The sequence below is a fragment of the Planococcus sp. TJ-307 genome, from assembly GCF_058268435.1.
This window is the reverse complement of the sequence record NZ_JBZDOJ010000010.1, coordinates 36,005-51,023: the sequence shown is the minus strand read 5'-3', so window position 1 is coordinate 51,023 and position 15,019 is coordinate 36,005. Positions and strand designations below refer to the sequence as shown.

Genomic DNA, 15,019 nt, shown 5'->3' with positions numbered 1-15,019 from the left:
TCCAGTGATGATGGCAAAGAGGCCACACCCGTTCCCATCCCGAACACGGCAGTTAAGCTCTTTTGCGCTGATGGTAGTTGGGGGTCTCCCCCTGTGAGAGTAAGACGTCGCTGGTCTGTTTTTTTAAAAATATAAGTGATTTTCTTGATTGGACAAATGTTCAACCAACTAGTCTAGTGATGATGGCAAAGAGGCCACACCCGTTCCCATCCCGAACACGGCAGTTAAGCTCTTTTGCGCCGATGGTAGTTGGGGGTCTCCCCCTGTGAGAGTAGGACGTCGCTAGGCACACGAAAACAAGTCGTTACCGATTCCGGTAACGGCTTGTTTTTTTATTTCCAGGAAACTCTACAATAAGGCACTTTGGAATCATCCCGGACTTTTTATTTCAAACCCACCGCTCTCGGCTGAAGTTGCTATAATGGGAGTAATCAATCAATGTGAGGATGGAAACTATGACTCAACGACGTCCAATAGTCGATGCTTTGATACAGCATCAAAACAGACAGCCCATTTCTTTTCATGTTCCTGGGCATAAACACGGCATTTTATCGGGGCTGCCGAAAGACATTCAGTCGGCGCTCCATTACGATTTGACTGAACTGACAGGACTTGACGATCTTCATTATCCGGAAGAAGCGATTAAAGATGCTCAGCTTTTGTTGGCGGATGCTTATGGAGCACGGGAAAGCTTCTTATTGGTCAATGGCTCGACGGTGGGGAATTTGGCCATGATCCATGCTGCCTGCAAAGAAGGAGATGCCGTGATTGTTCAGCGGAATTCACATAAGTCGATTTTCCATGCGCTGGAGCTTGCGCGTGTGCGCCCTGTTTACGTATCGCCGAAATGGGACGACAGATCAATGACAGCGGCTGGAGTGCCTCTTAAGGCCATAGCAGCAGCCATAGAGGCGTACCCGGAAGCAAAAGCAGTGGTACTGACCTACCCCAATTACTATGGAATGGTTTCTGATGAATTGAAGGAAATTATTGCTCTATGCCATGAGAACAAGATCGCGGTTTTAGTGGACGAGGCGCATGGTGCCCATTTTCAGACAGGATCCCCGTTTCCGGTTTCGTCGTTGGCTCTCGGGGCGGATGTAGTGGTGCAGTCGGCACATAAAACCTTACCGGCCATGACCATGGGATCTTTTTTGCATGTTGGCAGTGATCGAGTGAATGTAAAAAGAATTCAAAAATACTTGCGGATGTTTCAATCAAGCAGCCCATCGTATTTAATCCTGGCTTCTCTGGATGATGCGCGGTCTTATGTGCAAAATTATTCGCAGCCTGACATTCGGATGTTCAGCGAAAAGCGGGACCGTTTTCTCAGCAGTTTGCGGATGATTCCACAGCTGATCGTAGTAGAATCCGATGATCCGCTAAAGATTATGTTGAGGGCCAAACATCACAGCGGCTATCAGCTGAAACAACAGCTCGAGCAAGCAGGCATTGAGGTAGAACTGGCCGACCTGTTCCAGGTGCTGCTCATTTTGCCATTGCTGAAACAATGGCATGCCTATCCGTTTGCGGAAATCCGCAGCCGGTTAAAAGAGGCAGTAATGAGGCTTGAGGGAGAAGCCAGGCACGAAAATAAGATTGCGGTTCAGCAACAATTGGATGTCACCGTTCCAGAATTGTCTTTTGAAGAAATCGATTTGGCGGACCAGGAATGGATTTCGTATACACAAATTATCGGACGAATTGCTGCTGGCATGGTCGTTCCATATCCTCCCGGCATTCCACTGATGGTAGCTGGTGAAAAATGGACATTGCCTAAAGTGGAAGAGCTGATGAATTACTTGGCGTCGGAAGCTCAAATCCAGGGTGACCACAGGTTGGAGTCCAAGCAGTTGCCTGTACTTCAGCAAGGCATGCAAGAGAATGAATAAGGCATAAAGAGGGTATACCTGTAACGCGATTTAAATGGGAAAGAATGTGGGGGATTTTCATGGAGCAAGAAAAATACGCAATTATTGATATCGGTTCAAATACCATTCGGTTGGTAATTTATACACGGGACAAAAGCGGGCGTTTTACAGAAAGTGAAAACGTTAAGGCGGTTGCCCGCCTGCGCAATTACTTAAACGAAGACAATCTACTGGAACGCGAAGGCATCGATATACTGGTCAAGACCTTAAAGAGTTTTCAGGAAGTTACCCGCCACCATCAGTTGAAAGCAATCAAATGTGTGGCCACAGCGGCTGTCCGCCAGGCAGAAAATCAAGAAGAAATTATGAAAGCGGTGGAAAGTGAGACCGACTTCACCATTCGTATCTTATCTGAATTTGAAGAGGCAAACTATGGGTACTTGGCAGTCGTCAATTCGACGCCCTTTACCAGCGGCATCACAGTGGATATTGGTGGGGGGAGTACAGAACTCACGTATTTCAATGACCGCCAGCTGATTTATTTTTACAGCTTCCCTTTTGGAGCATTGTCTTTAAAGCAGCAGTTTATCCAAGGCGATACACCGACAAAAGGCGAACTGCGTGAATTGCGTTCATTTTTGAAAGAGCAGTTTGATCAGCTGGAATGGCTGGCTGATAAACGCCTGCCGTTGATTGGCATCGGAGGAAGCGCGCGAAACATGGCTCAAATTCATCAAGAGCATATTGAGTATCCTTTGACTGGCGTTCATCAGTACAGAATGAGCAAGAACGATGTAGAAGAGATGAATGATTTATTGAAGTCCTTGGAGTTTTCGGATTTGCAGCGGCTCGAAGGTTTGTCGAAGGACCGGGCAGATATCATCATTCCCGCATTAGAAGTATTTCGTTATTTGATGGAATTGATTGATACGGAAGAATTTGCTCTCAGCAGAAAAGGATTGAGAGACGGAGTTTTCTATGAAGAAACGACCAAGGATTTTGATTTATCGGTCTTTCCGAATGTTGTAGAAGAAAGCTTTCACGAACTGGCCATCGACTACGACATCAACTTGACGCATGCGTTTCATGTCACAAACAGTGCATTGCTGATTTCAAAAGAATTGGAAGAAGTGGGCTTGCTGTCACTGGAGGAAGAAGATTACAAACGGTTGAAGTTGAGCAGTGCCCTTTATAATTTAGGAAGTTATATCGATTCTGAGTCCAGCCACCAGCATACGTTCTACTTGCTAAGCAATCGGACCATTGACGGCCTGTTGCACAAAGAACGGGTCATTGTGGCATTAATGGCTTCGTTTAAAAACAAAGAAACCTTTAAACGCAACCTCGCGATTTACGAAGAGTGGTTTAGCAAGGAAGAAGTGGTTAAATACAATTTGCTGGGTGCCATTATTAAACTGGCATATAGCTTGAATGCGACAAAACGCGACATTGTGGAGACCATTGAACTGGAAGAAAAAGACGACAAGCTCGTATTTTCTATTCGCTGCAGCGAAGACTGGAAGCCGGAGCAGTACCAGGTCGAGAAGCAGAAAAAACATTTGGAAAAGCAGCTAAAGAAAACGGTTGATTTTAAATTTTACAAATAATTAACATTACAAATGCCTGATCCTGCTTTTTAAAAAGCTCGAAAATGGTACGATAATAGAATGGATTATACGTAAAAGGTGGAGTCGAAATTGGAAACAGTAAAAAAGAAAAATGTGGAACTCAGACAACCTGCTTATTACAATAACCGTGAATTGAGTTGGCTTGCTTTTAATGAACGAGTGTTAGAGGAAGCAATGGATAAACGAAATCCTTTGCTCGAGCGGTTCAAGTTTTTGTCCATTTTCAGCTCTAACTTGGACGAATTTTTTATGGTTCGTGTAGCCGGGCTGCAGGATCAGGTGAAAGTTGGGTTTACGAAACCCGAAAACAAAGCCGGTATGACCCCAAAACAGCAACTAAATGAAATTGCGATGAAGACCCACCGGTTGGTGGACTTGCAATACGAAACCTTGCAAAAAAGTTTGCTGCCTAAGCTTCAAAAAGAAAATGTGGAATTTGTAAAAATGGCGGATTTGAGTGCAGATCAATTAGTGATAATGGAAAAACACTTTGAAGATCATATTTTCCCCGTGCTGACGCCGATGGCTATTGATGCATACCGCCCTTTTCCCATGCTGTTGAATAAAAGCATCAACTTGGCAGTAGTACTGGAAGACGAACTAGAGCAGACAGAAGAGGGGCAGAAAATTGCCATCGTCCAAGTTCCTTCTGTACTGGATCGCTTTGTCCGTTTGGACTCCAAAAAAGCAAGCCACAAGCTGATTTTGTTGGAGGATGTGATCGCCTTTTTCATCCGTAAACTTTTTAATGGCTTCAAAGTAATTTCGGCATCCGTGTTCCGGATTACCCGAAATGCTGACATGACCATCCACGAAGAAGGGGCGCGTGATTTGCTCAAGGAAATTGAAGAAGAGCTTCGCAAACGAAAGTGGGGTGCAGCTGTCCGCTTGGAAATCCAGCAACCTGGCTTTGACCCCGCTATTTTGGATTACCTGACCGATGAACTGGAAGTGCATAAAAAAGATGTTTATGCCATTGAAGGATTTTTGGATTTGACGGTCTTTTTCAATTTTTATAAAAAAATGGCGCCGATCTGGGAGCATTTGGTCTTTGAAGGGAAAGTGTCGCAGTTGCCGGCTGGAATGGAAACAGGCAAAGATATTTTCCAAAAGGTCAGCGAACAGGATGTTTTTCTCCATCACCCATACGAATCGTTCGAACCGGTTGTCCAATTTATCTCTGAGGCAGCCGATGACCGCGATGTACTCGCCATCAAACAGACACTTTATCGTGTCAGCGGCGATTCACCGGTTATCAAGGCGCTGAAAAGAGCAGCAGAAAATGGCAAGCAGGTAACGGTGCTCGTGGAACTAAAGGCCCGTTTTGACGAAGAAAACAATGTCCAGTGGGCCAAAGAGCTGGAAAAGGCCGGATGCCATGTGATTTATGGCATGACCCATTTGAAGACGCACAGCAAAATCACATTGGTTGTCCGCAAAAAAGACGACAAGATTGACCGTTTTGTTCATTTGGGAACGGGCAATTACAATGACCAAACAGCGAAAATCTACACGGATATGAGTTTGTTCACTTCTAAACGGCAGTTCGGGATCGACGCTACCAACTTTTTCAATTATTTGAGCGGTTATACCGAAAAACCGGAATTTCATTATTTATCAGTAGCACCATTCACGATTCGCACAGATATCATCGACTTGATTGATGCTGAAATCGGTTTCCAGAAAAAACAGGGCAATGGACGAATAATTGCAAAAATGAATTCCTTGACGGACAAAACCATCATAATGAAATTGTATGAAGCATCAAATGCTGGAGTAAAAGTAGATTTGATTGTTCGGGGGATCTGTTGTTTGCGGCCTGGAGTTCCTGGAGTCAGTGAGAACATCCAGGTACGCAGCATCGTCGGCAGTTTGCTTGAACATAGCCGTGTCTATTTTTTCAATCATAATGGCAAAAGCAAGATCTTTTTGTCTTCAGCAGATATGATGACACGGAATTTGAACAACCGCATCGAAATCCTGTTCCCGATTATTGATGAAGACATCAAAGAGCAGGTCAAGAGCATACTGGAGCTCGGGCTTGCCGACAATGTCAAAGCAAGAGAACAGGATGCAGCTGGCGTCTACCATTACGTACCACGCAAAAATGATGAGCCGGCAATAGACAGCCAAATGGAGCTGTTCCGCAGGGCCTATCAAGTGGCAGAAGACGAGGAATAATGAGGAAACCGTTCATTTCCGTAGGGAGATGGACGGGTTTTTTAATGGTCACTGTAAAAAAGAAGGCATTTCGTGTATAGTATAAAGAGTTTAAAACAGTACATAATGATTAATTTCATGGAATCAGGTGAACAGCAAAATGAGTTATTTGATCAATCTGGAAGGCGGAGAAGGATCGGGCAAGTCGACGGTCTTGAAAATGCTGACAGATGCATTAAAGGAAAAAGGATTTTCTGTTGTTTCTACGCGTGAACCCGGTGGCATCGAGATTGCTGAACAAATCCGCAACGTGATTTTAGACCGGGAAAATACTGCGATGGATCCACGAACAGAAGCTTTGTTGTACGCTGCGGCAAGAAGGCAGCATTTGGTTGAGAAAATTATTCCGGCATTGGAGGCAGGAAGCATCGTCCTTTGTGACCGTTACGTCGATTCAAGCCTGGCTTACCAAGGGTATGCGCGCGGGCTTGGAATGGAAGAAATCTTTGCCATTAATAAGTTTGCCATTGATGATTACATGCCGGACATGACGCTTTACTTTGATGTGAATCCGAAAGTCGGATTGGCACGAATCGAAAAAGATCTCGGACGGGAAATCAACCGTCTGGATGTTGAATCGATGAAGTTCCACTACAAAGTAAGAGAAGGCTATCTGTTATTATTAAGCCAGAATCCGGAGCGTATTCGTCTGATCAATGCAGAGAATGAATTGGATGTCGTTTTTGCAGATGCATTGGAAACGGCTTTACGGTTTATAGAAGAACGGCAAACGACAGTTGATCCCCTATAGGATCAACTGTCGTTTTATGTGGGCTATTTTTTTGGCAAAGAGCTGGAAAGATATGCAGCGTATATCTTTGTTCATGTTATACTTATATAGAAGAAAGACAAAAAGGAGTGAGTGCTGATGAAACTCGTAGTAGCAGTTGTACAGGACCAAGACAGTAACCGTTTATCCAACGCGTTGACAAAAAACGATTTCCGGGCTACCAAACTTGCCAGTACAGGAGGGTTTTTGCGCTCAGGGAATACAACCTTTTTAATCGGGGTAGAAGATGATCTTGTACCGAAATTGCTGGATTTGATTCGTGAAAACTGTCGTGCTCGTGAACAGATGGTAGCACCTGTATCGCCAATGGGCGGCAATGCTGATTCGTATATTCCATACCCAGTAGAGGTTGAAGTGGGCGGGGCGACTATTTTTGTACTGCCGATCGAACAGTTCCATCATTTTTAATAACTCGTTCCCCTCGATAAATGGCAGAGTGCCTGTCACCTAAGCACCATAACGAATACCCGTGCTCCATTCGGAACACGGGATTTTTTACAAAGTCTGAAGGTGGAAGTTATGCAAAAAACAACAGATGAATTTTTGGAAATGCAGCCGGTGGTCATGAAACGGCTTCAAGGTGCTTATGCGAAAGATCGATTGGCGCACGCCTACTTGTTTGAAGGTCCTGCTGGCTCAGGAAAAAAAGAAATTACCCATTTCTTCGTCAAGCTTTTGCTATGCGAATCACCTGTGCAAAATGTTCCATGTGAAACATGTCGGAGCTGTCAGCTTTATAATTCCGGCAACCATACGAATGTTATTTTCATTGAACCGGATGGCCAAAATATTAAAATTGACCAAATTCGTGAGTTGATTTTCAAATTGAATAAGACCGGGCTGAGTACAGGCCGTAAAATATACGTGATTGAACAGGCAGATCGCATGAACAATTCTTCCGCCAATGCTTTGCTGAAGTTTTTGGAGGAACCGGAATTTAATGTGACAGCGATTCTTTTGACAGAGCGGCTGAATGCATTGATGAGCACGATCCGTTCCCGCTGCCAATTGGTATCGTTCCGGCCGCTGTCACGGCCAAAGCTGATGGAAAAATTGATGGCAGATGGCATGACTGAATCGATGGCTGCCACTGTCAGTATGCTGACACAAAGCGAAGAAGAAGCCGTTGCTTTAAGTCAGGATGAACAATTTGCACAAGCCCGAAAAACCGTATTGAAACTTGTGGAAGTGGCTGGCAGCAATGTCCACGAGGCTCTTTTAATGCTTCAAGCTGAGTGGCTGCCGTTATTTAAAGAAAAAGAAGATGCCGAAAGAGGCCTGGACATGTTATTATTTGCATATCGGGACATCGCTTCGGTAAAAGCAGGTCTTGAAACTGCACGAACATATCCAGACATGGAAGAAACTTGGAAGCAGATGGCTCTCCAGCGTTCTTTTACGGTATTGTCCAAGCAGTTGCAGGCTATTTTACAAGCCAAACAACAATTGCCGCGCAATATGAACCGGACGCTGTTGATGGAGCAGTTAATGCTGAATCTGCAGGAGGGGTAGCAATTGTATAATGTGATAGGGGTTCGCTTTAAAAAAGCGGGTAAAATATATTATTTCGATCCAGGTGAATTGACGATTGAAAAGGACGATTACGTCATTGTGGAAACAGCACGCGGCGTAGAATATGGCAAAGTGGTCGTGCCAACAAAAACTGTTGGAGAAAACGATGTCGTCTTGCCATTAAAGCAAGTTGTTCGTGTGGCAACTGATCGTGATCGCCACCAGGTGGAAGAAAACCGCTTGGAAGCAAGCCGTGCTTTTGAACTGGGCACAGGCAAAATTGAAGAACATCGATTGGATATGAAGCTGGTGGATGTTGAATACACGTTTGACCGCAACAAAGTTATTTTTTACTTTACAGCGGAAGGCCGTGTGGATTTCCGGAACTTGGTCAAAGACTTGGCGGCTATTTTCCGGACACGCATCGAGCTTCGCCAAATTGGTGTTCGTGATGAAGCCAAAATGCTAGGCGGAATCGGTCCTTGTGGCCGAATGCTTTGTTGCTCGACATTTTTGGGCGATTTTGAGCCCGTTTCGATCAAAATGGCAAAAGATCAAAACTTGTCGTTGAATCCTTCGAAAATCTCAGGTTTATGCGGCCGTTTGATGTGCTGCTTAAAATACGAGAACGATGAATACGAAACAGCAAAAAAAGAAATGCCGGATGTTGGAACAAAAGTAACGACACCAGACGGCGAAGGCCGCGTGGTGGGCATGAATATTTTAGAACGAGTGTTAAAAGTTCGGTTATCTGAGCAGGAACAAACACTTGAATACACATTAGATGAGATAATGGGCCAAGGAACGAGAGCGTGAGGTGGTTTAATTGAAGGAAAAGAACTTTTTAGACACGGTCATGGAGTTTGAACAGCAGCTCCAATCCATGCAAGAACAATTCAGTGAACTAAAAGCGGTCGTAGCCCGGACGATGGAAGAACATCACGCGCTGCAATTGGAAAATCACCATTTGCGCACACGCCTGGATGAATTTCACAAAGCTGTGCCGGAAGTGGCTGCTGTGGATCCAGTGAAGTTGAAAAAAGCCGTCATGGATATTGGTGAAGGCTATGATAACTTAGCCCGTTTGTATCACGAAGGCTACCATGTTTGCAATGTGCATTTTGGCAGTTCCCGAAAAGGCGACGATTGCCTGTTCTGTTTGTCATTTTTGAATAAACAGAACTGAAAATAAAGGCAGCCAAGCAGCTGTCTGTAAGATGATAAAGAGAAAGGCTTCCGACACTCCGTGTGGCGGCAGCCTTTTGTTATGCTGGGAGTTGAACAGATGTTAGTGGATGACGAAAGATTGGATTATTTATTGGCAGAAGACCTTCGGATCATCCAAAGTCCGTCGGTGTTTTCGTTTTCGCTTGATGCCGTTCTGTTGGCGCGTTTTGCTTATGTTCCACTGAAAAGAGGAACCATCGTGGATCTGTGCACTGGCAACGGGGCGATTCCATTGTTTTTAAGCGCCCGTACGGAATCCCGCATCATCGGTGTGGAGCTGCAGGAGCGGCTTGCCCACATGGCGCGGCGCAGTGTGGCCTATAATGGCCTCGAGCAGCAAATTGACATTATTAAAGGCGATGTAAAAGACATGCCGGCACAGCTGGGATTTGAAAAATACGATGTCGTGACCTGCAACCCGCCCTATTTCCCGGCACATGAGATGAGCGACAAAAACATCAGTGAGCACATGGCGATTGCGCGGCATGAGCTGCACCTGACCTTGGATGAAGCGGTTTTGGCAGCAAGCCAGTTGCTGAAGCAAGGCGGAAAAGCAGCATTTGTCCATCGGTCCGGCCGCTTGATCGACCTGATTGCGGCAATGCGCGCCAACCGGCTGGAACCGAAACGAATCCGTTTGGTATATCCGAAGGCAGGCAAAGAAGCCAATACGCTATTAATTGAAGGAATCAAAGACGGCAAACCGGATTTGAAAATTCTGCCACCGCTAATAGTCTATGGTGATAATGGAGAATATACCGAGGAAGTGCGGGAATTGTTGTATGGCAGCGAGTAACCATTATTTTTACGTTCTGGAATGCGCCGATCGGTCTTATTATGCCGGGTACACCAACGACCTTGAAAAGAGGCTCGCTGCGCACAATGCAGGAAAAGGTGCGAAATACACACGAGCTAAAGGGCCATCCAAGCTTATTCATCAGGAATGCTTTGACACAAAACCGGCAGCGATGAAAGCGGAATATGCCTTCAAGCAATTAACAAAGGCACAAAAAATCCGGTATATTGCTGAAGGAAAGGAGAACGGCAAATGAAATCCCAAAAAAGTTTTCAGCACAAGACAGCCACTTTGTATTTGGTGGCAACACCCATCGGCAATTTGGAAGATATGACAATCCGCGCCCTGCGCATCCTAAAAGAAGTGGATATAATTGCGGCGGAAGACACGCGCAACACCAAAAATCTCTGCAACTATTTCGATATTCAGACCAAGTTGGTCAGCTACCACGAACACAACCAGGAGAGCGGCGGTTTTAAGATCTTGTCGTACTTGGAAGAAGGCAAGTCCGTGGCGTTGGTCAGTGATGCGGGAATGCCATGCATTTCCGATCCTGGAGAAGACATCGTCAAACGAGCGGTTGCTGAAGGCTATCCTGTTGTGCCAATACCCGGAGCCAACGCGGCTCTGAGTGCACTGATTGCATCTGGAATCTCGCCGCAGCCCTTTTTGTTTTACGGATTCCTATCGCGCAATAAAAAAGACCGGCAGGCAGAGCTGGAACTCCTCAGCCAGAAAGAAGAAACCCTGATTTTTTACGAAGCTCCCCATCGGCTGAAGGAAAGCTTGAAAAGCATCCAAAAAGCAGTAGGCGACGAACGAAAGATCACGTTGGCGCGGGAAGTGACAAAAAAATTCGAAGAGTTTTTAAGAGGGACGATTGAAGAGGCAGTGGGATGGGCTGAAGAAAATGAAATCCGTGGTGAATTTTGTCTGGTACTCGAAGGCAACGCTGACCCAGAACCTTTGGAAAATGTGAAATGGTGGGAGAACCTGTCCATTGAAGAACACGTAGACCAGCTGATCGCAACCAAAGACCTGACATCCAAAGAAGCCATCAAAGAAGCAGCAATCGAACGCCAACTGTCCAAGAGGGAAGTTTACCAGGCTTATCATACTTAGAAAAGCGGAAGCGCCCGTGTAGATCCGATGGGCATAAGACGTGCTGGCGAAGCGGCATGTTTTCAGCCGCACAGCCAGCGTGGCTTATGATCCAAGGATCTGGGCGCTGAAGTCTGGGCAGTAAGAAAAGCGGAAGCAGCCTTTTAGTACCGAAAAGCGGAAGCGCCCGTGCAGATTCCACAACCGTTGTAAGACCAGTTCCTTGAACATGAAAAAACCCAGGATGCCAATGCATCCTGGGTTTTGCAATCTTACTTTTTCAAGTTATTTTGAATCTCTTTTACCAGCATTTCTGCGCCTTCAGCACTCAAAATCAATTTCCCGCCAACCAACTGCATGTTGTCGTCTGATACTTCGCCTGTAACTGCACATGTCATATTAGGTAAATATTTTTTCAAGATAATTTTGTCGTCATCCACATAAATTTCCAATGCGTCTTTTTCTGCGATTCCCAAAGTACGGCGTAATTCAATCGGAATTACCACACGTCCTAATTCGTCCACTTTTCGAACAATACCTGTCGATTTCATAATAATAATCCCCCTTTTAATTTATCGGATGCATTCGTCAAAATTCGACATTTACCACTTCCTGTCATAAATCATACCAACTACTGGCAATTTGGTCAATAAAAAACTATCAGAATCATAATGAAATTTTACATCTCTTGTTAATTTTCTTTGATTTATGCTTAAGAACGCCATGAATTTGACAAGGTTGCTGGAAAACTGAAAAAATACTCTCAAGTTTGAATAAAAAATGTCGAATTTTTACTGAAAACTTCTTTGTCGAATTGAAAGATTGTACAAAATAGGGGACTTCGTTAAAATAAGAACTATACCAAAAAACTGGAGGAATTTTTCGTGACTGCTAACAAAGAGACCTTTTATTTAACTACCCCGATTTATTACCCAAGCGGAAAATTCCATATTGGAACGGCTTATACAACGGTCGCCTCTGATGCAATGGTCCGCTACAAGCGTTTACGTGGATTTGATGTCCGGTTTTTGACTGGAATGGACGAACATGGCCAAAAAATTGAAGAAAAAGCGCAAGAAGCGGGCATGGCGCCACAGGAGTTTGTGGATGACATGGCTGCAGCCGCTAAACAAGTTTGGTCGACAATGGATATTACGTACGATGATTTTATCCGCACTACAGAAAATCGCCATAAAGAAGGAGTGGAACGGATTTTCAAAACCTTCCTCGACAATGGCGATATTTATAAAGGCGAGTATGAAGGCTGGTACTGTACGCCTTGCGAATCGTTCTTTACGGAAAACCAGTTGGACAACGGGAATTGTCCGGATTGCGGGCGCCCAGTCCACAAAGTTAAAGAAGAATCATATTTCTTCAATATGAAAAAATATGCAGGACGCTTGCTCGAGTATTACGAAAACAATGTCGAATTTATTGAGCCGGAATCGCGCAAAAACGAAATGATCAATAATTTCATCAAACCTGGACTAGAAGACCTATCGGTATCACGGACTTCTTTTGATTGGGGAATTCCGGTTCCAGGAGATCCAAAACACGTCATTTATGTATGGGTCGATGCATTGTCGAATTACATCACGTCACTTGGCTACGGCTCAGATGACGAAACTCTATTCAATAAGTACTGGCCGGCCGATGTGCATGTAGTTGGGAAAGATATTGTTCGCTTTCATACGATCTATTGGCCGATTTTCTTAATGGCATTGGATTTGCCGCTGCCGAAGAAAGTGTTTGCCCACGGCTTTATCATGATGAAAGACGGCAAGATGTCAAAATCCAAAGGCAATGTTGTTTATCCGGAAATGCTCGTGGAGCGCTACGGCTTGGATGCGACACGCTACTTCCTGTTGCGTGAGCTGCCATTTGGTTCAGACGGCGTCTTTTCACCAGAATCGTTTGTCGAGCGAACCAATTTTGATTTAGCAAACGATCTCGGGAACTTATTAAACCGGACGGTATCGATGATCAATAAATATTTCGACGGGGCTGTACCGCAGATCAACGGATTGCAGACGGAATTTGACGGGCCGCTTCAACGCGTAGCTGCGCAGACAGTAAAAGTCTACGAGCAGCATATGGAGAGAATGCAATTCAGCATTGTCTTAAGTGAAGTTTGGGCACTGATTTCAAGAACCAATAAATACATCGATGAAACACAGCCATGGGTACTGGCAAAAGACGAAGCTGCAAAAAGCCAGTTGGCTTCAGTAATGGCTCATCTGGCAGAAAGCCTGCGTATGACTGCAGTTATGTTGCAGCCGTTCCTGCCGAACGCACCAAAGCAAATTATTGAACAGCTTGGACTGACAGAAGAATTTTTAGCTTGGGATACGCTGCAAGACTTTAGCCAAATTCCTTCAGGCACTCAAGTGGTGTCCAAAGGAACGCCTATCTTCCCGCGTCTTGAAGTAGAACCGGAAGTTGCGTACATTCGCGATCAAATGCGCGGCACTGCGGCACCAGTTGCAGAAGAGCCAACAATTGTCGAAGTTCCAGACGTTCCGGAAATCGCGATTGAAGATTTTGCAAAAGTAGATTTGCGTGTAGCGACAGTGACAGCTTGTGAAGCTGTTCCAAAGACATCAAAACTGTTGAAACTTCAGTTGGATATGGGGTATGAGCAGCGGCAAGTGGTTTCTGGGATTGCAGAACATTACAAACCCGCAGAACTAGTTGGCAAGAAAGTAGTAGTAGTCGCCAACCTAAAACCTGTAAAACTTCGAGGCGAATTGTCTCAAGGCATGATCTTAGCTGGTGAAAAAGACGGCTACCTGACGTTGGCGTCAGTTGCTGAAAAACTCCCAAATGGCGCGAAAATAAAATAACACTACTGGAAAAGGCCTGTTTTGACCCACTTTGAAAAGTGGGTCTTTTTTGGTTTTTCTGGGTTTTACGGCCCAAGATTACAGCTGAAATAATCGTTTTGACATGGAACTAACATGTTTTGTTACCCAATTGTAATGTTGCTGTGAAGAAAGATACAGGTGGAACCATTAGAATAAAGCTTAATGTGAGGAGAATGATTGATGTTTATCGATACCCATGTACATTTAAATGCAGACCAATATGATGAGGACCTGGTACAAGTCATTGAGCGTGCACGAGAAAGCCATGTGGAGAAAATGGTAGTCATCGGCTTCGACCGAAAAACGATCGAACGAGCCATAGAATTGGCCGAAACCTATGAATTCATCTTCGCAGTAATTGGTTGGCATCCAGTCGATGCCATCGATTGTACTGAAGAAGACCTGAAATGGATTGAAGAACTATCAGCCCATCCAAAAGTAGTTGGAATCGGGGAAACCGGATTGGATTACCATTGGGACAAGTCACCAAAAGAAGTGCAGCAGGAAATTTTCCGCAAGCAGATTCGATTGGCTAAAAAAGTCGAGTTGCCTATTATCATCCACAATCGGGAAGCCACGGAAGATGTCTTGAAAATTCTAAAAGAAGAAAATGCAGCAGAAGTAGGCGGTGTCATGCATTGTTTCAGCGGCAGCGTTGAAACTGCCCGCGAAAGTATAGAAATGAACTTTATGATTTCTCTTGGCGGGCCGGTCACATTCAAAAATGCCAAAAAGCCGAAAGAAGTCGCCGAATTGATTTCACTCGATCACCTGATGATCGAAACAGATGCTCCGTATTTAGCGCCTCACCCGTATCGTGGAAAGCGAAATGAACCCTCTTATGTGCCATTAGTAGCCGAAGAAATCGCACGATTAAAAGGAATTTCGATAGAAGAAGTAGCAAAAGCAACCACTGAAAATGCTGAAAAATTTTATAAACTTTCTCAAAAAAAGGGAAATTAAAAAAATCAGATCGTTTGACACGTTAAACATGAGCCCATATAATCACT

General features: G+C 44.7%; 14 protein-coding genes and 2 rRNA genes. 15 read left to right on the top strand and 1 reads right to left on the bottom strand.

Going from position 1 to position 15,019, the window contains the following annotated elements; all coding sequences use genetic code 11:
* The 13 genes from rrf (AC4EHK_RS18785) (at window position 1) to rsmI (ending at window position 11,166) form a co-directional block, all read left to right on the top strand.
* Window positions 1-116 (top strand): 5S ribosomal RNA (gene rrf / locus AC4EHK_RS18785).
* Window positions 117-172: 56 nt separating this feature from the next.
* Window positions 173-288 (top strand): 5S ribosomal RNA (rrf, locus tag AC4EHK_RS18780).
* A gap of 167 nt (window positions 289-455) precedes the next feature.
* Complete coding sequence (locus AC4EHK_RS18775) at window positions 456-1,892, top strand: aminotransferase class I/II-fold pyridoxal phosphate-dependent enzyme (protein ID WP_490980254.1); 1,437 nt, start codon at window positions 456-458, stop codon at window positions 1,890-1,892.
* A gap of 59 nt (window positions 1,893-1,951) precedes the next feature.
* Window positions 1,952-3,478, top strand: coding sequence for an exopolyphosphatase (gene ppx / locus AC4EHK_RS18770; protein WP_490980253.1), 1,527 nt, complete (start codon window positions 1,952-1,954; stop codon window positions 3,476-3,478).
* A 90-nt stretch (window positions 3,479-3,568) separates the two neighbouring features.
* Window positions 3,569-5,680 carry an RNA degradosome polyphosphate kinase gene (locus tag AC4EHK_RS18765; RefSeq protein ID WP_490980252.1) on the top strand — a complete coding sequence of 704 codons (2,112 nt, stop codon included), beginning with the start codon at window positions 3,569-3,571 and terminating at the stop codon, window positions 5,678-5,680.
* Between the two features lie 139 nt (window positions 5,681-5,819).
* Window positions 5,820-6,470, top strand: a complete 651-nt coding sequence (gene tmk / locus AC4EHK_RS18760; RefSeq protein ID WP_490980251.1) for a dTMP kinase — start codon at window positions 5,820-5,822, stop codon at window positions 6,468-6,470.
* A gap of 117 nt (window positions 6,471-6,587) precedes the next feature.
* The gene (darA, locus tag AC4EHK_RS18755; protein ID WP_490980250.1) at window positions 6,588-6,917 is read left to right on the top strand and encodes a cyclic di-AMP receptor DarA; all 330 of its coding nucleotides are present in this window, start codon (window positions 6,588-6,590) and stop codon (window positions 6,915-6,917) included.
* A gap of 111 nt (window positions 6,918-7,028) precedes the next feature.
* Window positions 7,029-8,021, top strand: coding sequence for a DNA polymerase III subunit delta' (gene holB, locus AC4EHK_RS18750; protein WP_490980249.1), 993 nt, complete (start codon window positions 7,029-7,031; stop codon window positions 8,019-8,021).
* A 3-nt stretch (window positions 8,022-8,024) separates the two neighbouring features.
* Complete coding sequence (locus AC4EHK_RS18745) at window positions 8,025-8,837, top strand: PSP1 domain-containing protein (RefSeq protein WP_490980248.1); 813 nt, start codon at window positions 8,025-8,027, stop codon at window positions 8,835-8,837.
* A gap of 10 nt (window positions 8,838-8,847) precedes the next feature.
* Window positions 8,848-9,207, top strand: a complete 360-nt coding sequence (gene yabA, locus AC4EHK_RS18740) for a DNA replication initiation control protein YabA (RefSeq protein ID WP_142830599.1) — start codon at window positions 8,848-8,850, stop codon at window positions 9,205-9,207.
* Between the two features lie 99 nt (window positions 9,208-9,306).
* Entirely contained in the window at window positions 9,307-10,044 is a 738-nt protein-coding gene (locus tag AC4EHK_RS18735) for a tRNA1(Val) (adenine(37)-N6)-methyltransferase (RefSeq protein WP_490980247.1), read from the top strand.
* Window positions 10,031-10,300, top strand: coding sequence for a GIY-YIG nuclease family protein (locus AC4EHK_RS18730; protein WP_490980246.1), 270 nt, complete (start codon window positions 10,031-10,033; stop codon window positions 10,298-10,300). Before AC4EHK_RS18735 ends, AC4EHK_RS18730 begins: the two co-directional genes overlap by 14 nt.
* Window positions 10,297-11,166: a 16S rRNA (cytidine(1402)-2'-O)-methyltransferase gene (rsmI, locus tag AC4EHK_RS18725; RefSeq protein WP_490980245.1), complete on the top strand. Its 870-nt coding sequence runs from the start codon at window positions 10,297-10,299 to the stop codon at window positions 11,164-11,166. The genes AC4EHK_RS18730 and rsmI overlap by 4 nt, the downstream gene beginning before the upstream one ends.
* A 251-nt stretch (window positions 11,167-11,417) precedes the next feature.
* Here rsmI and abrB read toward each other — a convergent pair whose 3' ends face one another.
* Window positions 11,418-11,696, bottom strand: coding sequence for a transition state genes transcriptional regulator AbrB (gene abrB, locus AC4EHK_RS18720; RefSeq protein WP_407676721.1), 279 nt, complete (start codon window positions 11,694-11,696; stop codon window positions 11,418-11,420).
* A gap of 333 nt (window positions 11,697-12,029) precedes the next feature.
* Here abrB and metG point away from each other — a divergent pair, with 333 nt between their 5' ends.
* Both metG and AC4EHK_RS18710 read left to right on the top strand, forming a co-directional pair.
* Window positions 12,030-13,988 carry a methionine--tRNA ligase gene (metG, locus tag AC4EHK_RS18715; RefSeq protein WP_490980244.1) on the top strand — a complete coding sequence of 653 codons (1,959 nt, stop codon included), beginning with the start codon at window positions 12,030-12,032 and terminating at the stop codon, window positions 13,986-13,988.
* A gap of 201 nt (window positions 13,989-14,189) precedes the next feature.
* Complete coding sequence (locus tag AC4EHK_RS18710; protein WP_490980243.1) at window positions 14,190-14,972, top strand: TatD family hydrolase; 783 nt, start codon at window positions 14,190-14,192, stop codon at window positions 14,970-14,972.
* Window positions 14,973-15,019: the final 47 nt, after the last annotated feature.

Coding starts and splice junctions, on each gene's coding strand:
- tmk (WP_490980251.1), top strand. CDS start 5,820: ATGAGTTATTTGATCAATCTGGAAGGCGGAGAAGGATCGGGCAAGTCG.
- AC4EHK_RS18710 (WP_490980243.1), top strand. CDS start 14,190: ATGTTTATCGATACCCATGTACATTTAAATGCAGACCAATATGATGAG.
- AC4EHK_RS18730 (WP_490980246.1), top strand. CDS start 10,031: ATGGCAGCGAGTAACCATTATTTTTACGTTCTGGAATGCGCCGATCGG.
- ppx (WP_490980253.1), top strand. CDS start 1,952: ATGGAGCAAGAAAAATACGCAATTATTGATATCGGTTCAAATACCATT.
- abrB (WP_407676721.1), bottom strand. CDS start 11,696: ATGAAATCGACAGGTATTGTTCGAAAAGTGGACGAATTAGGACGTGTG.
- darA (WP_490980250.1), top strand. CDS start 6,588: ATGAAACTCGTAGTAGCAGTTGTACAGGACCAAGACAGTAACCGTTTA.
- holB (WP_490980249.1), top strand. CDS start 7,029: ATGCAAAAAACAACAGATGAATTTTTGGAAATGCAGCCGGTGGTCATG.
- AC4EHK_RS18775 (WP_490980254.1), top strand. CDS start 456: ATGACTCAACGACGTCCAATAGTCGATGCTTTGATACAGCATCAAAAC.
- AC4EHK_RS18735 (WP_490980247.1), top strand. CDS start 9,307: ATGTTAGTGGATGACGAAAGATTGGATTATTTATTGGCAGAAGACCTT.
- rsmI (WP_490980245.1), top strand. CDS start 10,297: ATGAAATCCCAAAAAAGTTTTCAGCACAAGACAGCCACTTTGTATTTG.